The sequence below is a fragment of the Dysgonomonas sp. 25 genome, assembly GCF_010501075.1.
Taxonomy (GTDB): domain Bacteria; phylum Bacteroidota; class Bacteroidia; order Bacteroidales; family Dysgonomonadaceae; genus Dysgonomonas.
In genome coordinates, this window is sequence record NZ_QVMN01000001.1 from 595,501 (window position 1) to 621,026 (window position 25,526).

At 42.8% G+C, this 25,526-nt stretch carries 22 protein-coding genes and 1 riboswitch; of the genes, 8 read left to right on the forward strand and 14 right to left on the reverse strand.

Annotated features, from left to right (window positions below; all coding sequences use genetic code 11):
• Positions 1-72: 72 nt before the first annotated feature.
• Both pnuC and D0T66_RS02690 read right to left on the reverse strand, forming a co-directional pair.
• Positions 73-660, reverse strand: a complete 588-nt coding sequence (pnuC, locus tag D0T66_RS02685; protein ID WP_163355364.1) for a nicotinamide riboside transporter PnuC — start codon at positions 658-660, stop codon at positions 73-75.
• Positions 661-1,148: 488 nt separating this feature from the next.
• Positions 1,149-3,383: a TonB-dependent receptor gene (locus D0T66_RS02690; protein ID WP_163355365.1), complete on the reverse strand. Its 2,235-nt coding sequence runs from the start codon at positions 3,381-3,383 to the stop codon at positions 1,149-1,151.
• Positions 3,384-3,493: 110 nt separating this feature from the next.
• Positions 3,494-3,590, reverse strand: a riboswitch (TPP riboswitch).
• Positions 3,591-3,840: 250 nt separating this feature from the next.
• On the opposite strand from D0T66_RS02690, the gene D0T66_RS02695 reads away from it, so the two are divergent.
• Genes D0T66_RS02695 through D0T66_RS02705 form a run of 3 tightly spaced genes read left to right on the forward strand, consistent with a single transcriptional unit; the run spans position 3,841 to position 8,334 of the window.
• A complete protein-coding gene (locus D0T66_RS02695) occupies positions 3,841-4,404 on the forward strand; it encodes a hypothetical protein (RefSeq protein ID WP_163355366.1) in 564 nt (187 codons plus the stop codon).
• A gap of 37 nt (positions 4,405-4,441) precedes the next feature.
• On the forward strand, positions 4,442-4,990 hold the full coding sequence (locus tag D0T66_RS02700) for a hypothetical protein (protein ID WP_163355367.1): 549 nt from the start codon (positions 4,442-4,444) through the stop codon (positions 4,988-4,990).
• Positions 4,987-8,334 (forward strand): AAA domain-containing protein, encoded by a 3,348-nt coding sequence (locus D0T66_RS02705; RefSeq protein WP_163355368.1) that lies wholly within the window; start codon positions 4,987-4,989, stop codon positions 8,332-8,334. The genes D0T66_RS02700 and D0T66_RS02705 overlap by 4 nt, the downstream gene beginning before the upstream one ends.
• A gap of 30 nt (positions 8,335-8,364) precedes the next feature.
• Here the strand turns inward: D0T66_RS02705 and D0T66_RS02710 are convergent, their stop codons facing one another.
• The 11 genes from D0T66_RS02710 to D0T66_RS02760 all read right to left on the reverse strand — a co-directional run bounded on the left by D0T66_RS02710 (position 8,365) and on the right by D0T66_RS02760 (position 20,215).
• On the reverse strand, positions 8,365-8,712 hold the full coding sequence (locus D0T66_RS02710; protein ID WP_163355543.1) for a MarR family winged helix-turn-helix transcriptional regulator: 348 nt from the start codon (positions 8,710-8,712) through the stop codon (positions 8,365-8,367).
• A gap of 16 nt (positions 8,713-8,728) precedes the next feature.
• The gene (gene trxA / locus D0T66_RS02715; protein ID WP_163355369.1) at positions 8,729-9,208 is read right to left on the reverse strand and encodes a thioredoxin; all 480 of its coding nucleotides are present in this window, start codon (positions 9,206-9,208) and stop codon (positions 8,729-8,731) included.
• Between the two features lie 18 nt (positions 9,209-9,226).
• On the reverse strand, positions 9,227-9,439 hold the full coding sequence (locus tag D0T66_RS02720; RefSeq protein ID WP_370520754.1) for a hypothetical protein: 213 nt from the start codon (positions 9,437-9,439) through the stop codon (positions 9,227-9,229).
• A gap of 117 nt (positions 9,440-9,556) precedes the next feature.
• Positions 9,557-11,293 (reverse strand): MBOAT family protein, encoded by a 1,737-nt coding sequence (locus D0T66_RS02725; protein ID WP_370520755.1) that lies wholly within the window; start codon positions 11,291-11,293, stop codon positions 9,557-9,559.
• Positions 11,290-12,687 (reverse strand): LysM peptidoglycan-binding domain-containing protein, encoded by a 1,398-nt coding sequence (locus tag D0T66_RS02730; protein WP_163355370.1) that lies wholly within the window; start codon positions 12,685-12,687, stop codon positions 11,290-11,292. The genes D0T66_RS02725 and D0T66_RS02730 overlap by 4 nt, the downstream gene beginning before the upstream one ends.
• Positions 12,688-12,694: 7 nt before the next feature.
• Positions 12,695-14,215 (reverse strand): hypothetical protein, encoded by a 1,521-nt coding sequence (locus D0T66_RS02735; RefSeq protein WP_185154805.1) that lies wholly within the window; start codon positions 14,213-14,215, stop codon positions 12,695-12,697.
• 18 nt (positions 14,216-14,233) lie between these two features.
• Complete coding sequence (locus D0T66_RS02740) at positions 14,234-14,725, reverse strand: pyridoxamine 5'-phosphate oxidase family protein (protein WP_163355371.1); 492 nt, start codon at positions 14,723-14,725, stop codon at positions 14,234-14,236.
• Positions 14,726-14,735: 10 nt separating this feature from the next.
• Positions 14,736-15,590: a DUF3316 domain-containing protein gene (locus tag D0T66_RS02745; protein ID WP_163355372.1), complete on the reverse strand. Its 855-nt coding sequence runs from the start codon at positions 15,588-15,590 to the stop codon at positions 14,736-14,738.
• Positions 15,574-18,300, reverse strand: a complete 2,727-nt coding sequence (locus D0T66_RS02750) for a DNA gyrase/topoisomerase IV subunit A (protein ID WP_163355373.1) — start codon at positions 18,298-18,300, stop codon at positions 15,574-15,576. Before D0T66_RS02750 ends, D0T66_RS02745 begins: the two co-directional genes overlap by 17 nt.
• Positions 18,301-18,456: 156 nt before the next feature.
• Positions 18,457-19,236 carry a hypothetical protein gene (locus D0T66_RS02755; protein ID WP_163355374.1) on the reverse strand — a complete coding sequence of 260 codons (780 nt, stop codon included), beginning with the start codon at positions 19,234-19,236 and terminating at the stop codon, positions 18,457-18,459.
• Positions 19,237-19,450: 214 nt separating this feature from the next.
• The gene (locus D0T66_RS02760; RefSeq protein ID WP_163355375.1) at positions 19,451-20,215 is read right to left on the reverse strand and encodes a hypothetical protein; all 765 of its coding nucleotides are present in this window, start codon (positions 20,213-20,215) and stop codon (positions 19,451-19,453) included.
• A 378-nt stretch (positions 20,216-20,593) separates the two neighbouring features.
• Here D0T66_RS02760 and pyrB point away from each other — a divergent pair, with 378 nt between their 5' ends.
• Genes pyrB through dprA form a run of 5 tightly spaced genes read left to right on the forward strand, consistent with a single transcriptional unit; the run spans position 20,594 to position 24,419 of the window.
• Positions 20,594-21,511 carry an aspartate carbamoyltransferase gene (gene pyrB / locus D0T66_RS02765; protein WP_163355376.1) on the forward strand — a complete coding sequence of 306 codons (918 nt, stop codon included), beginning with the start codon at positions 20,594-20,596 and terminating at the stop codon, positions 21,509-21,511.
• Between the two features lie 15 nt (positions 21,512-21,526).
• A complete protein-coding gene (pyrI, locus tag D0T66_RS02770; protein ID WP_163355377.1) occupies positions 21,527-21,988 on the forward strand; it encodes an aspartate carbamoyltransferase regulatory subunit in 462 nt (153 codons plus the stop codon).
• A complete protein-coding gene (locus D0T66_RS02775; protein ID WP_163355378.1) occupies positions 21,985-22,548 on the forward strand; it encodes a flavin reductase family protein in 564 nt (187 codons plus the stop codon). Before pyrI ends, D0T66_RS02775 begins: the two co-directional genes overlap by 4 nt.
• Before the next feature lie 52 nt (positions 22,549-22,600).
• Positions 22,601-23,287, forward strand: coding sequence for an ABC transporter ATP-binding protein (locus D0T66_RS02780; protein WP_163355379.1), 687 nt, complete (start codon positions 22,601-22,603; stop codon positions 23,285-23,287).
• A 10-nt stretch (positions 23,288-23,297) separates the two neighbouring features.
• Positions 23,298-24,419 carry a DNA-processing protein DprA gene (gene dprA, locus D0T66_RS02785; RefSeq protein WP_163355380.1) on the forward strand — a complete coding sequence of 374 codons (1,122 nt, stop codon included), beginning with the start codon at positions 23,298-23,300 and terminating at the stop codon, positions 24,417-24,419.
• Here the strand turns inward: dprA and murI are convergent.
• On the reverse strand, positions 24,416-25,255 hold the full coding sequence (gene murI, locus D0T66_RS02790) for a glutamate racemase (protein ID WP_163355381.1): 840 nt from the start codon (positions 25,253-25,255) through the stop codon (positions 24,416-24,418). The genes dprA and murI overlap by 4 nt on opposite strands.
• Between the last annotated feature and the right edge of the window lie 271 nt (positions 25,256-25,526).

Below are 25,526 nucleotides of genomic sequence, written 5' to 3' on the forward strand. Positions count from 1 at the left end.
TACTCGTTTACTTGTCTACTTGTTTACTTGTCTACTCGTTTACTTGTCTACTTGTCTACTTATATCAATCACCTATGCTTTAGCCAATCTTTTCCAATTGAAATAACCGAATATAGACACCACAAAATAAACGGCAAACATCGCAGCAGAAATCTCATCCTGTTGAATGAAAAGCAATATAGCCGATAAACCGTTAGCGGGAATTAGAAGCAACCATTGTTCAGCCCATCGGCGCGAAGCCAGCCACAAAGCGACTACATTGAGCGAGGTTGTGACAGAATCTCCAATAGTAACTCCTCCCTGATTGTTACTCAAGGTGATAAGAAGCATATAAATAATCCCTCCAACGACGACGATTGCAGTAATAGTAGGTATCAGAACCTTTCGGGGAGCACGGAGGATAATATCCTGATCGGTATTTTCATTCTTACGGCTTCTCTGCCATTTTATAAGTCCATAAATAGAGCCTAATAAGAAATAAACATATATGACCATACTCGCATACAGCTGTGTATTGTAATAGATAACGACAAAAAATGCCGCCATCCCGATACCTACCAGCCACATCCAGATATTGGCCTTATATTCGAGATACAAGTATAGCAGGCCCAATACTGTGCCCACTATACTTATCCAATGCATGGTTATATAATCAATCATCTCTCTATTTTTGTAGTTCCTTTATTTTATACATTTATCTGCGCGATGCCTATGGCATCTTGCTTCGTTCATTTTGGCATTGCCCAAAACGAACCAAAAGGCTAGTGCTACGTTCCTCGTTGACCCATCAATCGGTTTGCCGGCTGAATAAAATAAAGGAATGCTTCGCATTCTGGCATTTTATTCTCTCGCCGCCTGCACCGGATGGGTACCCCAACTACGGAACTGATGCACGTCTTTTTTCAAAGACTCCGACATTGCCGGATAAGCGGGGTACCCACACAACGCCCGTGAGCAGTGAGAGCAAAATTCTTGTCCGAGCGAAGCGAGTTTTATTTTGCTCAGCGAACAAGTTGCCTGTGGGTCGTCTTAGACGGCTAAGTCGTGACTTTTTGAATACTTTTTGGTCAAGCAAAAAGTATTGAAGGCAAGCAACAACAGTTGCGCGGCAGTATAATTTAAAAGAACACTTTTTTATATAAAAATATTTAGAACCGTATTCCTACACGTGCCATAATATTACAAGGTGCTTGCGGGAATAAATAGTTGTCATGATAAGGAGCATTCCCATCATCGTACAAATACGTTCCGTAGGTAATCGCATTAGCAACATATTTTTTGTCCCAGACATTGTACACAAAGATCTGAAGATCTATTTTCCCTATCTTATGTGTATCGAATGTATAACTCGCCACAAAATCCGAAAGGAAATAATCGTCCAATTGCTGATTTTTATTCGATGTATTATCATAATACATCTTACCGACATACTTATTTACCAAAGAGAAACTCAAATCCTTCATCGGCATAACAGTCAGGATTCCAGCACCTACTAATTTGGGGGAATAAGATATATCAGTCGATTTCATCGTGACAGCCTCTTGCCTCGACGGGTATTTATCGATAATAGTCGTGTATACATCATAATAAGCCGTATAGTTCTTTATTTTGTTGCGGCTGATAGTAGCATTAGCATCTACCCGCAACCATTTGAGGGGTGTCCATGCAGCCTCCACTTCCATCCCCATACGGTAACTGTCGGGAACGTTTTGTTGCAACTTATAGCCCGAATCACTCAATTTACCGGTTTGAACCAATTGGTCTTTGTAATCCATATAATAGAGATTCACCCCTACGGATAAGTCCGACCGACGATAGCGGTAACCCAACTCGTAATCATATAACCGCTCGGAACGGACTTTAGTTGCCGCGCCATTCTTACGCGCATCTTTCAAGTCGGCGCGCAACGGCTCACGATTGGAGATACCAAAAGAAGCATATACTTCGCTTCCCTCCTTAAAACGATACGAAGCTCCCGCTTTAGGATTGAAGAAAGTATAATAATTATTCTGCGATATGTCTATCATCTCATCATCGTCGCCACGCAAACGGTAATCGACATAACGATACTGAATTTCGCCATATACGTCCAATCCTTCCAGTAAAGCATAATCGGCCTTTACGAAACCGTTCATATCACGCTTTGTACCTTCTTCCACATACCATTTATAGTCAGGCGAAATATTCTCGTTATGCATCACCCAAGGCAGCTGCCCATAATGCGAACCATCGAAATAGCTATACATCCCTCCGGCACTGACATTTAACTTCCCCGTTTTATAAGTAAGGCTTGCATTCCCGGCAAGCAGGTTATTAGACAATAACTTGCGACGAATCACATCCGATTTAGTATAGGTCACGCCTCCGACAACCTGATCAGGTAAGCCGAATTTACTGCCGAATTTCTGATCTTCTTTGTAATTCTCATAATATCCATAGCCATTGTTATAACTCAAATTCGCATTCAATGTGAGGTTATCGCCCAAATGACGCGAATAGATGAGTTGTGCGATATTGGAATAATAGTTATCCGTTTCGTTATCGTAGTAATGTACATTGTTTGCCTCATCATAATATTCGCCTGCCGAATTGTAGCGTCGGTCTTCCTTCATTTTATCGGGGCTGACACCGTTCCATGTGATGCCCGTGTGCTGAATGGCATTGAGATAGACCAAGCGAATCAACTGGTCGTCGGTATAATGTGCAAGGCTCACGTAACCTGTTTTGTGGTCGACTTTACCATTCCGGATATATCCGTCACCCGTTGTTTTGGAATAGCGCCCGTCGAGCGAGAAGCCGCTTTTCATAATACCCGTTCCGGCAGCAATACTGGAGGTGAAAGCATTATATGAACCGATAGCCGTCGAAGCTTCGCCATATGCTTCCGAGCGCGAGCCTGTCGTTTCGAGCGAAATACTTGCCCCGAAAGAGGCTGCACCATTCGATGCCGTCCCTACCCCGCGCTGGATTTGCATACTTTTCAGCGAGCTGGACAAGTCCGGGATATTTACCCAGAAAACCTCCTGACTTTCAGGATTATTCAGGGGCATACCATTCAGTGTAATATTGATTCGGTTGGCATCCGTCCCACGAATACGGAACGAACTGTTTCCGATGCCCGTACCCCCTTCGGTATAAGACACGACAGAAGGAAGCGTCTGCAGGAGCGAAGGAATGTTTTTGGCAGCATTGTCGTGCTTGATTTGTTTTTCGTTGAGGTTGGAGAAAGCCACAGGCGCATTTGCCCCCACGCGTATCGACGATACAACGACCTCATTGAGTTTTACCTGTTTGAGGCTATCGATCGGTTGCTCCGGTTGTTCGGCATATAGCCCTAAATTTGCTGCCATAAAAGCAGCAATAGAAAATAGTACCTTTTTCATTGATAACATTTTTTGTATTGACAGCCAGCTGTGGCATGTACAATATTGTTAAACATAAAAAAGGGGTTGTTGTTGAGAGAAGTTCCCGAAAAGTAAAAAGTTATGCGTGCGCACTGGCATATCTCTTTCCCTACGCCGGCATTATCCGGATCAGGTTTGATGGGTATGATCTCAGCCCGTATTATTAAGGCACCCCTAAGATTTCGGGAGCAAAGATACATTTTATTCCGATACAGAAAAATTAAAAAAGAAGGAAATGCGATTAAACCTTTTTATATTATTTTAGTCAAATATGGCAAATGTAAGCGCAATTGAAATTGCCGGGGTGCATTTTGTATTATGTAGAATATAAATCAAACCGAATATGCGTAGAAACAACGGAGATTTGCAATAAATATATTACTTTTGTTTTAATTTAATCGAAGACATAAATTATAACTTAAATATCAAAAAAAATATGAAACTATTGAAATCTACCTATATAGGATTATTCGTAACACTTTCTCTTCTTTTATCCGTTTCTTGTTCAGATTCGAATCATGATTATGTGAAAAGGGGAACTCTTGATTTTTCAACAGAAAGCTATCCCATAATTCCCGAAACAAGACCCGATGGAACTTGGGAGGCCAATGTAACTTTTACACTGAATGATATCAGTAATTTATATGCCGGTGATGATCTATATGGCATCGAAATCTACCAGTCTTCTTTTGAATTGTGGTTACAGGAAGGACTTTATTTCCGTACTGGTGACGATATCATCATTCAGTTACAGAATGATAACGGAGAGCCTCTTTCTATCAATTATATCATAGACAGACCGGGTATAAATAACCTGTATATAGACGATAGCGATGAGGAATATTATTATTTTGTACGTGCATTCTTCAACAGATTATATAATAATGGTAGTGTCAGACTATATATAGTAGTCGATATGGTAGACAGGTATGGACCTATAGTAGGTCAGCCTTTTGATGTTTACTTTACCAATGATTTGGATTTATATATAAGAAATTAAGATATTTATTTCAACGATCAAACACAAATTAACTATCATGAAATCAATTAAATTCGCTTTTATAGGACTATTCGTAATATTACTTGCTTCCTTTTCATCTTGTAGTTCGGATGACAAACGATGGATAGAAGGAGCTGCAGATTTTTCTACAGCACCAACAACCTATTCATCTGATGGAACTTTTGGAGCACAGTTTACAGTATACAATGATTGTTACAAAGACCTCGGTGGTTACAGTATAGATCCCCGTTACGTATATGATTATTCTGTTTTGAATTCGAGCTTGATAATAGCCAGCCAAAATTCGTACGGAAGAGCAAGTGTAGATTACTTTAGTATAACAATAAGTGGTGTAGGAACTTATGAATTCGGGAGGAATGGCGAATCCATTCCGATGGATGGGCAAGAATACGAGATTAATAATTCTGCTTTCCAGAGCTTCATGGCAAATGCTATGAGAGAAATGTATAACAGAGGATACATCAATGTCACTATATCCGGAGAAACATCTTTGTATGGAAGAAACGAAAGGCTATATTTCGATTTCCTGAACGATGTCGATTTCTATGTGGTAGACTATAGATGACCTGCAATCATTTCCAATCCGGCTACTACACTGAAATCGGGCAACTCGACAAAACCGAATTGCCGGCTAAGGAAAGATTTTTACAGCTAAAGCGTTTACTCGAAAGATATTGCAAGGAAACTACGGCGAACGAATCGTTGCAGTTTCCTTCGCTTTTTTCGCGGCTTGTCTTCATCGCTCAAAAGTACCATCTGCCCAAATCGCTCGAATGGCAATTGCAGAACCTCCGCGTAAGGGCTACATACCTATTGCAGGACAGCGAAGCAAGTATTTCCGCTGACGAATACCTGATTGCCCGTCAGGCTTTTATCAAGCTCATCCGCCATTTATCAGGCGAGACAATACAGGAAGATGCATCCCGCAACACACATCAGACAGCCCCTATCCCACTCGACAGGATACGGGTACAGGTGACGGAAATAGACAGAGAAAAGGAAATACTACACTGCCGGACGGAACATCTTTCGGATAATATATTGCGGGTTCGCTACAACGTCGCCCCTATCAACGAGTTATTCAACAGCACAATCGACCGTCTGTGGATTGGCGCACAACTCAACCTGATAGACGTTCGCACGGACGAGGAGGGACAGTATATCCCCAAAGCTTTTGTCCTCGAACCCGATTACCTGATTGATGCTTCGGCTATTGCCGAATGTTTCCAAAACTACGGAAGCTCGTATCTGCACTATTTCAGGCGGAAATTCGAACAACCCGTCAACAGCCATTATATTTTGCTGGGAAATCTGGCAAACTTCTTTCTCGACGAGCTGATATATGCCAACAATGCCAAAGAACTGACTTTTGAAGAGACTTTCCTCAAATCGTTCAGGCAAATGCCTTTCGAATATGCTTCGTGCAAGGATATTCAATCGACAGGCGACTTCAAAGATTTCATGCTTCGGGCACGCATCCAGTTCGACAATATCAAACGGGTAGTAACGGAGGATATGCCCGCCAACGGGTTCGATATTTCGGCCTGTACGTTAGAGCCAAGTTTTTACTCCGAGAAATATGGTTTTCAGGGGAGGTTAGACCTATTGCAATATACAGGCGGTGCGGATACAACCCGCATTCTCGAACTGAAATCGGGGAAGCCACCCTACCCCCGCGAAGATGTGACCAAGATTGCCCCGAATCACGAAGCCCAGACGGTTGTCTACCGCCTGATGATTCAAAGTGTATTCGGTTTGGAAGCGCGCGACATATATGCCGCCATTCTCTATTCCTCCGCCGAAAATAAAGGTGAAAATATCCGTCTTGCGGCGACTTATCAGCAGTTGGAGAAAGAGATAGTGAACACCCGCAACCTGATTGTTGCCACCGAACACGATTTGTATACAGGCGACAGCGAAACGGCTGCCCAACTGTTCGACGAGTTATTCGATATAGCCAATTACAACCGTGTACCCGACTTCTTTGTGCAAAAACTAACCGACCTGCACGATATTATCAACAATACCAGCGAATTGGAACGGGAATATTTCTACCGCTTCATCGCATTTATATCCCGCGAACTGTATCTCCAGAAAATGGGAGACGAAGGTTATGATTCGTCGATGAGCACTTCTACGCTGTGGAACACGGCCTTTAGCGAACGAAAAGATGCTTTGGAACTCATCTCGGGACTCGAAATAGAAGAAATAGACGACAGCGGCAGGGATATGAAAATCCGTTTCCGACGCACCGAATTACAGGATTGCATCAACTTCCGCGAAGGTGAGATTTGCATCCTCTACCCCCGTCAGGAGAATGCCGATACTATCCTTAGCAACCAGATATTGAAAGGGAATGTGATGGAGATAACCGAAGATTCGGTATTGCTCCGCTTCCGCTATAAGCAGAAGAACAGAGCTTTTTTCAGCCAATACCGCTATTGGGTTGTCGAGCACGACAAATTGGATCACAGCTACAATGCTATGTATCGCAGCCTGTCGGCTTTCCTTGCCTCGCCCAAGGATAAGAGACAACTATTGTTAGGTGAACGGCAGCCAAAAACAACTTATACACCCGATTCTTCGCTGAATGAGTCCGTCAAAGAGGATAAACAGCAAATCGTTATTAATAAAGCCCTTGCTGCTAAGGATTATTTCCTGCTCGTCGGTCCTCCGGGAACAGGAAAGACGTCTATTTATATCCGACGGTTAATCGAAGAATTGTATAAAAATCCCGACGCACAGATATTGGTCATAGCATATACCAACAGAGCTGTTGACGAGTTGTGTGCCGCTATCTGCTCAGTATTCGGCGAAAATGCCGAAGATTGCGACAAATATATCCGTGTGGGGACAGAACTTTCTTGTGCCGAACCTTATCGCCACCGGCTGCTACAAATACTTTCGCAGGATGTACAAAGCCGGGCGGAACTGACTAAACGCATCGGCGACAACCGCATTTTTGTCGGCACATTGGCCTCTATTGTCGGACGCCCTGAATTATTCGAGATGAAGCATTTCGATATAGCCCTCATAGACGAAGCATCGCAGATACTCGAACCCCAAATAATCGGCTTATTGCCACAGTTCGACAAATTTGTGATGATAGGCGACCACAAACAGCTATCTACCATCACGTTGCAAAACAAAGAGAAATCAATTGTAAACAACGCGTTATTAAATGATATAGAGCTAACCAACTGCCGCGAGTCGCTATTCGAACGCTTGTATCGTATCTGCGAAAAAAATGGATGGGAAGACGCTTATGATACACTCACTTTCCACGGACGGATGCATGAGGAAATAGCCGCCTTTGTGAATATCAATTTTTATGATAATCAGCTGCAAATAGCAACCAACAGGCAGAAGGAAAAGCTTCCTTTTACCGTATATGATGCCGATAATTCATGGCAGCAACTCGCAGCTACCAAGCGTATCGCTTTCATCCCGAACAATGTAACGGACACAACAAGTTTATCGGACAAAGTAAATATAGCCGAAGCCAATATCGTAAAGCAACTGGTAGAAGCCATCCGGCAGGTATATGAAGCAAACGGACAAACGTTAGACATGAGGCAATCGATTGGCATCATCACGCCATACCGCAATCAGATAGCGCTTATAAAGCAGCAATTGCGTGCGTCTGATATCCCGAGCATTGATAATATTATGATTGATACCGTAGAGCGTTATCAGGGAAGTCAGCGGGATATTATCATCGTTTCGTGCTGCTTCAATAAGCCTTATCAACTGCAATATTTCAGCAACATGGATCGGGAGGGGCGTGTCGACCGCAAACTGAATGTAGCGCTCACCCGCGCAAGGGAGCAACTATTTATCATCGGCAACGACAGTATTATGCAGTGGAATAGTGTTTACCAAAGGTTGATAGAGGCAACCAATATATAAAAAGAGGAGAATTCCTTCTCCCCTCTTTCATCATTTTTTTATCTCTGTAAGAAGCTCATTTATACTATCACTTTCGCATCTTATTTCGGTCAATTTGGTCAATCCGGCATCCGATATTTTAAAATACATCTGCCGTTTATCATCCTTGCCTAAAGCACGGAGGATAAGCCCTTTTGTTTCGCATGCCTTGATAATCTTCGAAGTATTCGAGCAGGTCAGGCCAAGCAACTCGGCAATCTCGCCCGAAGTATATTGCTTATCCTTCAACGTACACAGCAACATCCCTTCGTTCAGGCACAAACCGTACTTTTGCTGGAATTGCACCTCGAAATCGCGGATAAGCTTATAAATATCCCTTAATATGCAGATATTAGGCATTTCCATAACAGACCCGTTATTTCTTCAACAAAACGCTGTCTATTAACTTCTTCAATTCCGGCTTAGGCAATGCACCTTGTGCCACCTGCGGTTGCCCGTCCATCGGTACGAATATCAATGTCGGAATGCTGCGGATACCGAATACAGCAGCCAGTTCTTGCTCTTGCTCGGTATCTATCTTATAGATGTAGATATCGTCGCCATATTCTTTTGCCAGCTCGTCCAATACCGGCGCTATCGCCTTGCACGGACCGCACCAATCAGCATAAAAATCAATTAAAGCAGGCTTATCACCCAGATATTTCCATTCATTCGGGTTTGTTTCATAATTGGCAACCTTTGCCAGAAAATCGGCTTTTGTCAAATGTATTGTTTTCATATTACTTGCTGTTTTTGTTATTTCGTTATTCGTTGTATTTGTTGTTTTCGCTTCTCCTCCTCCGCACGAGGTAAGAAGTAAAGCTCCTGTGAGAGCCACTAAAAAGAGGTGTTTCATTCGTTCATATTTTTGTTATTATTCCTTTCTTTTCACTACAAGGCCATTGATGAATGAAAATAGAAGTCCACCCAAAAGCCCGCCCCGCAATATATTCAGCATAGGCGAAGCATCAATAGGACATGTTCCATCCACACAGCCCACATAAAACCAGTAGAGATAGCCGCTCACTATACCTATTACAATACCTAATAGGGTGAGCCAGTTCTGTTTAAACAATCTTATCATCATTTCCATTATCTTTTCTAATTTGTTATTACAAAGATAATATATATTTTCCAATGGAAAATATTTTCACAAGAAAATAATACTTAATTATTGTTACAAAATGATAAGAGAGAGACTTATTTAAAATTGGGTATATATAAACGGTTGAGGAGCAGCCAATGCCGTAGCATAAACAATCCAGAAAACAAAGCCCATAATTGCTGCTTTAGCGACAAGCGGCAAATTGATAAAGCCTTCGCGGAGATTGTCCACAAACTTTTGCGGCAGGAATACCATAATAAATCCGATAAGCATCAACAGGAATACATTGCGATAGATTTGAATAATCGCCCACCATTCCTGCAGATTGAATGTCAAATCACCAATATTCGAGATAACCTGTCCGGCTGTTTCGAAATCCTTGGCGCGGAAGAATATCCAACAGAAAGCAACCAAATGGAATGTAACCACTACCCGTATAAGGCGCGGGAAACGCTTCTCGCTCGACAATGGAATCCACTTTTTGATATAGCGTTCGACGGCAAGCATAATGCCATGCAGCCCTCCCCAGACAACAAACGTCCACGAGGCTCCATGCCATAACCCGCCCAGCAGCATGGTAAGGAAAAGGTTGACGTAGGTACGGAAATTACCTTTTCGGTTTCCGCCTAACGAGATATACAGATAATCCCGCAACCACGAAGAAAGCGAAATATGCCATCTGCGCCAGAATTCGGTGATGGACTGCGATTTATACGGTGTATTGAAGTTCGCAGGTATGGTGAATCCCATCAACAGAGATAAACCGATAGCTATATCAGAATAGCCCGAAAAGTCGCAATATATTTGCAAGGCATAGCCATATACGCCCATCAGGTTTTCGAATGCCGAAAGGGTATAAGTGGGGTCGAATACCCTGTTCACGAAGTTGCTGGATATATAGTCCGAAATGACGGCTTTCTTTATCAGCCCGATAAGGATAAGGAAAATAGCATAGCCGGCCTCGCGCTTCGTCAGCTGCAACTTCTGATACATCTGCGGAAGGAAGTCCTTGGCACGGATAATAGGCCCCATCACGAGTTTCGGGAAAAAGCTGATGTAGAAACAGAAATCGAGCGTCGTACGGGCAGGTTCCATTTCCTTGCGATAGAGGTCGACAGCATAGCTGACCGCCTCGAATACAAAGAAAGAAACTCCTATCGGCAGGAATATAGTACCGAATGACAAATCTCCGTTAAAGATAGCATTGATATTTTCCGTCAGGAATCCGGTGTATTTATAGTAAGACAGCATACCCAGATTGGCAATAACAATAAAGGCCAGCCACATCTTTCGTTTTTTGGTATCTTGGGCTTCGTACATCTTTTTGGAGAGGAAATGAGTAACCACCGCACAGATAAGCAGCAGCACATAATAGTTGCCCCCTCCTTTGTAATAGAAGAAAAGTGAAAAAACGATGATGTATATATACCGGAACAAATCAGACGCCGTATATACCTTATTACGAATAAGATAGAATATATAAACGCAGATACAGGAGGCAATCCCCAAGAAGAGTGCAACATAGACAGCCCGGGGCAGATGAACATTCCAAGGGTCGGTCTGGAAAAGGACAGTCATCAGATTAGCCGATACATAAACAGACAGCAACGTCAGCAGGACAGCCAGCACGAGATGTACCTGTCTCAGAATGCCCGTTCTCGGCGTACGTGCCCATACATATATCATATATGTCACGATAAACAAGCCCAGGAACAAAGGACTATTGAACTGCAATGGCTTCTTCGGATTATAGGTAAACCACTCGTGAAGTGTTTCTCCAAAATTATTTACCAAATCGGGCAGGTAAACGTTCGTTATGTCTAATAATGTACTCACTTCGTCAATTGTCCTCTATATTCGTTGTATGCATTTATAAAATCGGTGGCAAGCATATACCCCTGCAATTCGTATCCGCTTTGCGTATAATGGATTTTGTCCCGCCCAATCATCGAGGCAAAACGCCCGGTCTTGATTCCGTCTGCTCCATCCATGTGGTTATATAAATCCCATGCGGGATAGTTTTTCTGCGAAGTCAATGCCGTTGCATATTCATTTACATACGTATTAACCCGGCTACGGCGAAACATCGACGGCGGAGGTGTAGTCACCAGAACCGTAGCATGTTGGCTGTATGCCTTCAATTCGGACACAAATTCATCCATCTGCCGCATAAACTCATTACAATTCATACGGGCAAAAGATTCGTTCGTCCCCAGCGAAACGATTATCAAATCGGGATTGAGCAGCCCTATCTGTTCGAAAAATAACGGGTATTTCCTGTAGTCGCTCATGTGGGCGCCATTGACACCTATCGAATGATAAACAATACCCGGCGAAGCATTTTCAAGAACAATCCCGTTTATAGTATATTTGGAGTGCCCGTCTTTAGGGAAGACGGTAATTCGGTTTACCGGTTCTGCACAGCTATATTCCGAGCAATATCTTTCGTCTATGGTTTCTACATATGTTATGTTCTCGTCCATTTTCACATTGGCCACCTGCACCGTATTCTTAGACGGTATTTTCAGTGTACGCCCCGCATATATCGTATTGTTTTTCATCCCGTTGGCTTTCTTCAGGTTAGCCACACTCACCCCGTATTTGCGGGCAATGGTCGACAAACTTTCGCCGCTTCTTATTTTATGCGTTTTGCCTCCGGCGGATACAATCGAAGTTATTTTCAACGGTTCTGCCGTAACAGAAAGCCGATATTGCGGTTTCTCGGTAGGATATAAGATTTTTATTTGGGTAAATTGAGCCGTATCGGTCGATAGCTGCAAGACAAAATTCTTTACATTCGTCGACAAGGCAAATCCGCCCAACCCTATCTCTATATTGCCTATGGCACGTGTATTCGGCCAGCTTTCCCAAGCGACATTCGATACATATTTCACATGACGCGGGCCATTCGTCCGCACCAGTTCGTACGGAAAAGAAAAGCCCAGCCCTCCATTGCCAAAAACCTCCTGCAATGACGAACGGATAGCACCTGAGATATGTCCCGCCTGAATATGCGAATCCCCTATCTGTACGATATTTATCTTGCCACTCCGATGTTCTTCGAGATTAGCAAGCTTTTGGAAGAAGCTTTTCAACTGCTCTTCATTCGTAAAATATTTATCTGTCGCCGGAGTTTCGACTGTATCTGCATTTATAGGTACAGCCCAGATGCGAGATGCACCCGGCAAAAGAAGAGACAATAGAATAAGTATCTTGTAAACAAGCTTCATCAGTCAGTTAGTTGGTAGTTGTTGTCGAATTTGCTTTTTGTTCGATTGCTTCCGGCTCTCCGCTATCCTCATCGGCAGTTTCTTCCGGCACATTCTTCTTATACAGATTATATCCTTTTATTAAATCCTTGTGTATCAGTTTGGCAATTTTCTTAGCTCCCGACGCCGTGAAGTGCGTATAGTCCGCACCGGCATTGTTTTCGGCAACCCAGTCAATCATCGAACCGTTTCCGCCCATCAGGCTATACAAATTAATGAATCCCGATTCGGTATTGAGGGCACACTTTTTCTGCGATGCAAGCAAAAGGGCTACGGCAGGCGAAGTCTTCATTTCCTCCTCTATCTTCGACGATTTATCGGCTGTCGAAATAATGAGTATATCCGCATTCGGGAAGCACTGGCGAAGATTCTCCACCACTTTCTGCATACCACGGGTGTACCAGCCATATCCTTCTACATCGTCATTCAAGACATTCGCTCCGTATTGTAAGACAACAAGGTCGTAACCTCCCAACGCCCTGTCGAAAGCATTCATCAGCGGCACATTGAGGACTGACAGCGGCAAGCCGGAGTTTCCGCGCAACGAGTAGTTATCGATATGGATTCCTTTGCCATTATCAAAATTGAATCCATAGACAGGTATTGAATCAAGATGATGGAAATCGACCTGCAAATCCTTCGGATTAGTATCCGATATCTTCAACGTATTCAGCAACTTATTCGGTGTAAGCATTTTAGTCACAGCATCCTGCCCATCGGTTTTGATTGCGATGCTGCCCGCTTCGTTATTAGCTTTACCATATAGCAAGGTCGGCTTGTTCAACAAAGTAGAATGTTTGATTCCCTGTGCTTTATACTTCACCCAATAACTCTTGGTAGAATCATTCCCGAAGAATACCTGCCCCGATATACCATAAGGCGATAGCGGTTCTTTCTTGGTATTGAGGAACGTCTGGGTTTTCCATGTCTTGAAATATTTGTGTGATACAGAATAACGACCATTTGCCGAAAGGGATGTGATAGCCACAAAGCCCACACCTTCGCCTCCGTATTCGTCCTGCAAATCGCGACGCAAATCCTGTACAATCAAATCGCCATCCGTCATCGAGTCGCCGAAGTAAGCTATGCGGACTGTCCCCGATTTTGCTGTTTCCAATTTGCGCAACTTGGCATAGAAACGGCTCAGGTTACGATATCCACCCGACGACAGGGTCGGATCTTTTACGGATGAGTCTTCTTTTACTTCTGTTGGCGTTGGCGTCTGTGTCTTTGTTGAATCTGTTCCCTGTATAGGATTGACGGCCACCGGATCAGGTTCTATTTCGGTCGTATCGGCTATAGCTCCACCTTCTTTTTCGGCATCCATCGCCGCTTTCATCATATCGTCTATAATAATGTTCTTATTATTAGTCGTATCTACTTCCGGAAAGATTTTGTCCGGCAATATAGCTTTAAAGCCTAAAAAGATAAGCACTGACAACAAGGTCATCAGAATCACTTTATCGAAATATACTTTTGACTCAGTCACAACTCCTATTTATTTATATTATTGATATTTAGCTTTCGCCGTAATATGCTCGATATCTATCTTAAATGTTTCGGTACGGTTCCACGATTTCTCCATATATGTTTCACCCAGTTCCTCATACCCTGCCGAATACTTCTTCACCAGCAAACGCAGCGCTTTGCGCTTCTCTTCATCGCTCAATCCGACCGATGCTTTACCAAAAACAATTACACTCTCGTAAAGTGTTGTAAATTGCTTGGCTACAGGCTTCGTAACACCAACAATGCAGAACGAGACTTTATTATTATGTTGCAATATATCTAACTTTTGCCCTTCGGGGGCGCAATGGAAATAGAGAACATTCGATTCCTTATCGTAAGCATAACTGAACGGGATACCATAACTATAACCATTTTCGGTGATGCCAACGCTCAAAAAGCCATATTCAGCAGACACAAGCAATTCTTCGATGCGCTTATCGTCATCGAGAATCCTGTTTTGCCGTCTGACTTCCCTGAAATTACCCTCCATCGGTGCAAAATTAATAGTAACAACTGTTTATGTAGCGCTTATCTTTCGCCTTTCCGCCGCTCAGATTGATAGATTCTTTCACAAGCCCTATAACAAAACTGTTGGAATAGGTATGCGTATTGATGCTATGCACTTTTGTCTGATAGAACGAACCTAAATACCCGGCGCGTACAGTGAATTTCCACACGGGAAAGTCTACTGTAATATAATTCCGCAACGCCCGCTGATTATGGAACGATGCAAAGTTGACATTGCCAACCGAATTGCCCAGCGATATTTCGTAATAGGATTGCCCGAAACGAGGCGAAAACATAATTCCCGCAAAAGGCGTATCCATTTGCCAACGAAAGGTAAAATCTTTCCAGCTATAAATGCCTATGACTGAAAAATTGAGATTGGTATATGCCCGCGCCGATGCCGGATTATTTCCGTTGCGCTCGTTATAAAGCACTCCTAATGAAGCATCCCAGATGCCTCCGGCACGCAACTTGAAATCGCCTGCCTGCCATATATCGTAATGTCCGCCAAGCCTGTAATTCAGCATCAGCCAGTATTCCGATGCTGTTTTGGCCGGATTATCTCCGATAGCCAATTCCAAATCTATGACTTGTTGTTTAACGAATTTTCCGTCGAACCACGAAAGGCGATTCATCCGTTCATTCATAACACGGATAGAGGTACCTTTATACTTCAATGGTGAAAGATAGGTATCGTACAGATTAGTATTTCCGATTGCTATCATAGTGGCGCTATTGACCGGATTGGGCAGTACCGGAACATCATTTTCCTGCGCCCTTGCATCAACACCACAAAGCAAAAAGAGCAAAGTCAACAGCAAAAAGAGAAATCTATTCTGTTTCTTCATCTTCGTTAAATAAGGATTTCTGGCCGGTTATCTCATCTATTATATCTGTTACAGGGCGATTGTCGACATCATCTTCATCGTCTATCTGCACCTGGAACTGATTCTCTTCCTCTGCTTCCGGTTCAGGGAAACGTGTCGGCTCCAATTCTTTGACCGATGCAACATTATAAGTCGATATGCGTTTTCCTCTCGCTTTGAAGCTTTTAGCCGCAATAAATTCTTCGGCATCTATCTCCAACGGCTGACGGAAGCTATCTCCTCCCCCGAAAACGACTTCGACGCGCGGATAGACCACATCCGAAAGCAGATGAAGTTTTGATTCGGGATTTTCGCCCACAAAATTCTGCTTTTTATTGGATGCTTCGAAAGTGAAGCGTTTCAAATATACATAATGCTGGTCGGCATCGAACAAGACAGCCGTCCATACTTTATCGGCACTGAATTTCTCAATACGCAGGATACCCGACTCGTAGTGATTGCTGACATCGAAATTGGTCGTATAGAAATCGCCGTTCTCCGTCACAACCAATATCTGGTCGTCGCTGAAAAACTCGCCCAGATAAGTTCCCCGTTCATCATAATTGAGACGGAGTACATCTTTGTCGAACCAGACTTTTCGCCCTCCCAAGGTCGAACCGCCTTTTTGCTTGAGCGATATTTTATGCACATCGCCTTTTGTCAGGATGTTACCCATCGACTGACGGCCTTTGATAGCAATGTCGCTGAAATCTTTTTCGAAGACCAATATCTTCTGACGCGGCTTCGGTTTCAGTATTACACGTATTGTTTCAGCCTCCCCATTCGGATTGGCACTGAAATAAACAACTTTGGAATTATCCGCACCTTGCGTAACATCATAATCCTTGTCACGCGTAACGCCTGTCACAGCAAAACGCTTGATGTAATAAGGTCCGGCCTTGCCATTGCGATACACTACATTGTATATTGTGCGGTTGTCGTTCCGGCGGAAAACGGCAAGATACAAAACGTTTTTGCCGACGAAGAGCTTATCGCTCACCTTCACAACCTTGTATTTACCGTCTTTGAAGAAGATGATAACATCATCAATATCAGAACAGTTACTTACAAACTCGTCTTTTTTGAGTGCTGTACCGATAAAGCCTTCTTCGCGGTTGATATAGAGCTTTTCGTTCGCTTCAACCACCTTTGTCGCCTCGATTGTATCGAAGCTGCGAATTTCCGTCTTACGCAGAAAGTTCTTTCCGTATTTGTCTTTCAGCATCACAAACCAAGAAATAGTATAGTCTACTATATGCTCGATGTTATGCTTGATTTCTTCTATTTCTTCTTTGTATTTGGCTATCAGCTCATCTGCCTTGTCCGAATTGAATTTGAGGATACGCCCCATCTTTATCTCCATCAGGCGGAGAATATCGTCACGGGTAACTTCACGGATAAAGTTCTTCTTATATTTAGCCAGACGCTTGTCGATATGCTCCACGGCAATATCCATAGAAGCCGCGTTTTCGAACTCTTTGTCTTTATAGATACGTTCTTCGATAAAGATTTTCTCTAACGAGGCAAAATGTAACGATTCTTCTATCTCCGACTTTTGTATCTCGAGTTCTTTCAGCAACAAACGCTGCGTATTCTCTGTCGTATGGCGAAGAATATCGCTCACTGTGAGGAAGTATGGCCTGTTATCTTCGATTACACAGCAGTTCGGCGAAATGCTTATCTCACAATCCGTGAAAGCATACAGGGCATCTATCGTCTTGTCGGAAGACACGCCCGGAGCGAGATGTATATGTATTTCGATATTCTGGGCAGTAATGTCGTCTACTTTGCGGATTTTGATTTTACCCTTTTCATTGGCTTTGAGGATAGATTCCACCACCGACGAAGATGTCCGCCCATAAGGTACATCGTTAATGACGAGTGTTTTGTTATCGAGCTTCGAGATTTTAGCCCGCACCTTTACCGAGCCGCCACGTTCGCCATCATTGTATTTGCTGACGTCTATATAACCACCTGTCTGAAAATCAGGATAGAGCGAAAACTCCTCCCCATTGAGATGGGCAATAGCGGCATCGCATAATTCATTGAAATTATGCGGTAATATCTTGGACGAAAGTCCTACGGCAATCCCTTCGGCACCTTGTGCCAGCAATAGCGGGAATTTCACCGGAAGGTCTACCGGCTCCTTATTTCGCCCGTCGTACGACGGCTTCCATTCTGTTGTCTTAGGATTGAAAAGCACTTCCAAAGCAAACTTCGAAAGGCGCGCCTCGATATAACGGGGAGCGGCAGCGCCGTCGCCCGTAAGCACATTACCCCAGTTACCCTGACAGTCGACAAGCAAATCTTTTTGCCCGAGCTGCACCAAAGCATCGCCAATGGAGGCATCGCCATGCGGGTGAAACTGCATCGTGTGCCCAATGATGTTGGCTACCTTGTTGTAACGCCCGTCATCCATGCGCTTCATAGAGTGCAGGATGCGTCGCTGAACAGGCTTCAAACCGTCATGTATATGGGGTACGGCACGTTCGAGAATCACATACGAAGCATAGTCCAGAAACCAGTTCTGAAACATGCCCGACAAGTGCGTCTGTGTATCCGTATCTTTCAACGGTATTTTATATTCCGAATGAGATGCGTCAATCCCCTCACCTTCCGTCACATCATCTGTTTCGGGCGTCTCATTCTCTTCCAGGTTGTTGTATTCTTCTTCTTTATCTTCAGGAAACATGCAAATTCTCTGATTGAATAGTCATTATTCGAATAAAATCCCTCAAAGATACTTTATTTTCGTCTGATTTCAAAACGAAATTTCGATGCTTATCTACGAAAAAAGCAGGAGCGAAAATTTCGCTCCTGCTCCCCGTGTTTGTAGTAATTTTATCGATTAATAGTAAACAATAGTTCGTGTAGTATAATCAGTAACGGCTACTGTATTATTTACGTGATCTGTAACTCTGTAATAAGCAACAGTCCAGTTTTTGTGGTTATCAAGGTCTTCCTTAATCAAGTTATGAGATGAATTAGGAGTATTCATATCATCGCCGAGAGCCCTTGTATAATTCGTATACGATAAATAATTTATGCGTCCGTTTTTATACAGATCAAATACCGTTTTAGACGTACCATATACCGTACCATCAGTAAGATAATATACTCCCGTACGCGTAGCTTTCTTTTCCTTATCATTATAAGTTATAGTATACTCAAGGTCAACATACGATTCTGTAGTTGAAGCTGAATATGTATAAACCGTTCTTTTGCTGAAAATTGGTCTATTTTTACTATCCAATGTATACTCTTCAACAGATGCAATTTTCAAACCGTCATTATAAAGGTCATAATCTGTTGTCTTAATGACAAATCCGGACTTATTATATTCTGTTATAATTTTGTTCGATAAATCCGCTTCAGAAGCAACCGGCTTATTTGCTGTAGAATTCCATGTCGTTCTGCTATATTCCTTTTCTTCAACACTTTTCACTTTTCCATATATTGGATCGTAAGACCATCCTTGATTTGGGTCGATTACCCCACCCAAAAGGTCGGTATAGTTCTCTGATGCATGGTCAAATTGTTTAGTAAGTGAAGGATCGTCGTCGCTGCATGATGTAAACGAAACTGCTGCTAAGGATAAGCCTAATGCAAATAATAATACTTTCTTCATGTTAAAACTTTTAATTTAAAATTTAGTTGATAAATAATCTTTATTCGCATCAAATGTAGGTTTATTCCAAAGGCATTATTTTTTTAATAGACGAACAGTAGATAATTGCGCGACAAACAGCCATTATTCCACGACGAAATAGATTTCCGACACATAAAAAAAACAGGAGCGAAAATTTCGCTCCTGCTCTCTGTATTTATTCTATTACTATTGATTAATAGTAAACGATATCTCTGGTTGAATAGTTAGATATAGATGTATATACAGGATTTGATGTATGATATACATCTTTACGATATAAAATAGTCCAGTTTTTATGACTATCAAGACCATCTGTTATCCAGTCTTTTGAGTATGATGGTTTATTCATATCGTCTCCGGCTGCTTTTGTATACTCTGTATATGAGCTTGGATCAACGCGGCCATTTTTAAGCAAATTATATACTCTTTTAATCGCGACTCCTTCATTTCCATCAGAGTCAAAAGGAACATTTACTACTGTAGCTTTCTTATTTACATCATCATAAGTTACTCTTTCTTCCCTCGAAACATACGTAGTTGGAGTAGCCCCATAAGTATAGGTCGTAGTTTTATCCAATACCGGTCTGTTTTTATAATCTAATGTTCTATCAACAACAGTAGCAACTTTCCAACCATCAGAAGGATATCCATAAGTTGTTTCTTTCACAATGAAGCCATCTTTATTGTATTCAGTTAAGGCTTTTGCATACAAATCAGTTTCCAAAACGCTCGGTTTGTTCGTTGCTGAGTTCCATGTCGCATAATATTTCTTCGTTTCAATGCTTTTTACTTTTCCATAGATTGGATAAGCATTAAGATTGCTTCCCATAAGGTCTGTGTAGTTATCCGATGCGTAATCAAATTGCTCTCGAAGTGAAGGATCGTCGTCTGAACATGATGTAAATGAAACTGTTGCTGCTAAGGATAAGCTCAATGCAAATAATAATACTTTTTTCATGTTAATAATTTTAGTTTTGTTAGCAAATAAAAAATGAATTAGATTTAATAGTAAGACTGTTAAAATGGCGATACGCTGCATCCATAAAACAAAAAAATGCGCTTTTTTATCAACAAATCTAACAACAATCTACATACCAATATTTTAACAAATAAAAAAAGTCACCCCATTTTTAAGTAAAAACTCAAAAACCTTTGTATCTTTGTTCACAGATAAAATTAAAAGAGATTATTCATGACGAATCGCAACGTATATACACCATTGCAACATTATCCGTCTGGGTTATCTTTTTCTTTTTTTGAGAACTTTTTTGATAGTATAAATATATTTATCCCCGGGAATTAATTTCTTTCGGGGATTTTTTTTGACATAACGGATATGAGTAACAAAAGCTTGGTTTCAATTACCGATTACACGAAGGATGATATCCTGCGTATCCTCGAACTGACCAGTAAATTCGATGCGAACCCCAACCGACGCTTACTGGAAGGGAAGGTATGTGCTACACTCTTTTTCGAACCATCGACACGCACACGGTTAAGCTTCGAAACGGCTGTCAACCGTCTCGGCGGACGCATTATCGGCTTTTCGGATGCTGCCACCACCAGCTCGTCGAAGGGGGAAAGCCTGAAAGACACCATCAAGATGGTCAACAATTATGCCGATATCATCATCATGCGCCACCACCTCGAAGGGGCTGCGCGTTATGCCTCGGAAGTATCGAATGTGCCGATTATCAATGCCGGAGACGGAGCCAACCAGCATCCTACACAGACTATGCTGGATTTATACTCTATCTACAAAACACAAGGAACGCTCGAAAACCTGACTATCACGATGGTTGGTGACCTGAAATACGGGCGAACGGTTCACTCGTTATTAATAGGTATGTCGCATTTCAATCCTACCTTTATCTTCGTAGCCCCGGAAGAGCTAAAGCTTCCTGATACTTACAAAGATTTTTGTAACAGCCATAAGATTAAATACGAAGAGTATACCGATTTTTCGGCTGATGTAATCAAGCGCTCCGATATATTGTATATGACACGTGTACAGCGCGAACGCTTTACCGACCTGATGGAATATGAGAAGGTAAAGAATGTCTATATCCTGAAAAAAAATATGCTGGAAGGGACAAAAGACAACCTGCGCATCCTCCATCCACTTCCCCGTGTGAATGAGATACAACAGGATGTAGACGACAGCCCGAAGGCGTATTACTTCGAGCAGGCCAAAAACGGCATGTTCACCCGCGAAGCTGTTATCTGTGACGCATTAGGTATAAAGGTCGAATAATAAAAAGAACACACCATGTCAGAAAAGAGAAAAGAATTACAAGTTGCCGCTCTGTGTAATGGCACAGTGATAGACCATATTCCCACAAAAGAAGTATTCAAGGTCGTTTCCATCCTCGGATTGGATAAGATAAGCAACCCCATCACCATCGGTTGCAATCTCGAAAGTAAAAAGATGGGCAAAAAAGGGATTATCAAAATCACCGACCGTTTTTTCGAGGAGGAGGAAATCAACAAGATTGCAGTTATCGCCCCAAACATCGTATTGAATGTCATCCGCAATTACGAAGTGATAGAGAAGAAACGGGTAGTATTGCCCAATATCATCAAGGATATTGTGAAATGCAACAACCCGAAATGTATTACCAACAACGAGCCGATGCCTACACGCTTCGATGTGATAGATAGTCAGGACACAACGTTGAAGTGCTACTATTGCAACCTGAAGATAGACAAAGACGATATCAACCTGAAATGAAACAAGACTGGAAACCGGGAAACATGATTTATCCGCTTCCGGCAGCCATGATCAGCTGCGGAAGTTCGGAAGAAGATTATAATATATTCACTGCAAGTTGGGTAGGAACTATTTGCACCAATCCGCCGATGTGTTATGTATCCATCCGCCCCGAACGGCATTCCTATGAAATAATCAAGCGGACAATGGAGTTTGTTATAAACCTCACTACGGAAGAACTGGCGCATGCTACCGATTGGTGCGGCGTCCGCTCGGGAAGGGAATACAACAAATTCGAAGAAATGAAGCTTACCCCCGAACGGTCTTCTGTCGTATCTGCTCCTTGCATAGCCGAATCGCCCTTAAATATAGAGTGCAAGGTGAAAGAGATACTATCGCTCGGTTCGCATGATATGTTTATAGCCGATGTGGTAAATGTACGCGCCGACGAGGCATACATCGATACCGAAACCGGCAAATTTCATCTGGAACAGACCAAACTGATCGCCTATTCTCATGGCGAATACTATAAGTTAGGCGAAAATATCGGGCATTTCGGCTGGTCGGTAAAGAAGAAATAGCCGATTACCTGATTTTATTCCTATATTTGTAGCTCTAAAATCCAATATTCGTATGATTGAAGCAAGAGGCATAACCAAAAATTACGGAACATTAGAAGTTCTGAAAGGTATAGACTTATCCGTCAGAGAACGGGAAATCGTATCCATCGTAGGCGCCAGCGGTGCCGGAAAAACGACTTTGCTTCAAATCATCGGGACACTCGACCGCGCCAATAAAGGCACCGTCTCCATAAACGGGCGTGACGTGAGCAGAATGTCGGACAGCAAACTGTCGGACTTCCGCAACCAGAATATCGGATTCGTTTTCCAGTTCCACCAGCTATTGCCGGAATTCACAGCCATCGAAAACATCATAATACCTGCCCTGATAGGCAAAACAAGCGAATCGCAGGCAAAAGCCAGAGCCAAAGAACTGCTCGAGATGCTGAATCTGTCTTCGCGTGCCAATCATAAACCGAACGAGCTATCGGGAGGCGAGAAACAGCGCGTTGCCGTAGCCCGTGCGCTTATCAACAATCCGGCAGTTGTGCTTGCCGATGAACCATCCGGGAGTCTCGATACGGAGAATAAGATGGAACTCCACCAGTTATTTTTCAAGCTGCGCGATACGCTCGGGCAGACATTTATCATCGTCACCCACGACGAAAAACTGGCCGGAATAACCGACCGCACCATCCACATGAAAGACGGCTTGATTACCGATACACCCGTACTCAACGCCTTTGCGGAAGAAGCCTAAATAAACCGATATGACTTCGGAAGAGCAACTACTTTACCAGATAGCACTGACTCAGATAAATGGTGTAGGCGATATTACCGCCCGCAACCTCTTATTGCATTTTAGTACTCCCGAAGCCATATTCAGCCTTTCGCAAAAGGAATTGATAGCTATACCCGGCATCGCGCACAAGACCGTCGATGAAATAAAGAATCCCGAAGTATTCGAAAGGGCCAAGAAGGAACTCGACTTTGTCCTTCGCAACGGGATAGAGACCTTCTTTGTCAACGACAGCGACTATCCACATCGCCTGCGCGAATGTTCCGATGCCCCTATCCTACTCTATTACAAAGGAAATACGGATCTGAACAAAACTAAAATCGTCAGCATAGTCGGCACGCGCAATGCCAGTCCGTACGGAAATCAATTTTGCGATAACTTTATCTCCGAACTATCAGCGGCTGTCCCCGATGTATTAATCGTCAGCGGCTTAGCCTATGGAATCGACATTAATGCACATCGTGCCGCTCTGAAATACAACCAGCCAACTATCGGTGTCTTAGCGCATGGCTTGGACAGAATATATCCCTATGCGCACAGGCAAACCGCCAAGGAGATGCTCCTCGCGGGGGGATTATTGACCGAGTTCCGAAGTGGAACAGAGCCCGATAGATTCAATTTCGTACGGCGCAACCGAATCGTTGCGGGGATGGCTGATGCGGTTATAGTTGTGGAATCGGCGAATAAAGGCGGTTCGCTCATCACGGCTGAGATAGCCAATTCGTACTGCATCGACGTGTTTGCCGTTCCGGGCAAAATGACGGATGCCCATTCGAGTGGATGCAACAAGTTAATAGCCAACCACAAAGCCGACTTATTATTGTCTACCCAATATTTTCTGGAACAAATGAACTGGGACGAGGCTTCGCAGAAGAAGAAAAAAGTTCCGCGGCAGCAGCAGCTATTTATGGACTTATCGTCGGAAGAACAAAAGATCGTCAATACACTCCAAAACTATCCCGAAGGTATTCATATCGACCTCTTAGCCCGTGAAGCGGAAATACAAGTCTATCAGATGTTTTCTATCTTGTTGGAAATGGAAATGAAAAACCTGATAAAAAACCTGCCGGGAAATATGTATTCCCTTAGTTAATAGCAATTACCCAATTCTATTTTCTCTACTTTGCCGATTTCTTTATTCATAAAGATTTTGGCTGCCTCGGCAAACTTTTCGGGAGATTCAGTCGTAAAATAGCGGGTTGCGCCTCCCTTGGTACACGCTGCATCCATATCGGTATGGCGGTTAAGGTAATCGCGCAGGCTTCGGGCGACATATTCTCCCTGCGAAATAAGGTTTGTACCGTTGGGCATATAACTCCTAATCGCATTCATAAGCAAAGGATAATGCGTACAACCCAATATAAGGGTATCTATCTGGGGATCTTTGATAAAAAGCTTAAACAAACTGTCTTTGACAAAATAGCGTGCTCCTTTCGAGTCGCACTCTCCATTCTCGACCAACGGAACCCACATAGGGCACGCTTCGCCTGTAACCTGAATATCAGGATAAAGTTTACTTATTTCTATCGGGTAAGATTCGGATTGGATAGTGCCTACCGTACCTACCACCCCTACATGGCGGCTTTTCGTTATATTACCAACAATTTCGACTGTGGGGCGAATAACCCCCAGCACCCGTTTTTCGGGATCGATGAGTGGAAGATTCTTCTGCTGGATTGTTCGTAAAGCCTTTGCCGAAGCAGTATTGCAAGCTAATATTACCAGATTGCAACCCATTCCGAACAAAGCCTCTACCGCTTGCAAGGTAAATTCATAGACTACCTCGAACGAACGCGGACCATAGGGTGCCCGCGAATTATCACCCAAATAGTAATAATCATATTCAGGCATAACTTTCTGTATCTCAGACAGGATGGTCAACCCTCCATATCCCGAGTCAAACACTCCTATTGCTCCCGGCTTCAGCATATATCTTATTCAATTGATTATCAGACGATTTTAATTAAAAAGTAACATTCCTCTACTTATTTTTGATATTTTTATCGAGTTACTTTTCTTTTTAACCACAGAGTACCACAGAGTTTTTCACGGAGTAATACAGAGGCGAAAAGTAACATTCCTCTACTCATTTTCGACGTTTTTATCAAGTTACTTTTCTTTCTCTTTTGTAAACTCATTGCTAATAAACTCGTCTACTTGTCAACTTGTTTACTTTTTTATTACTTAACCACAGAGGACA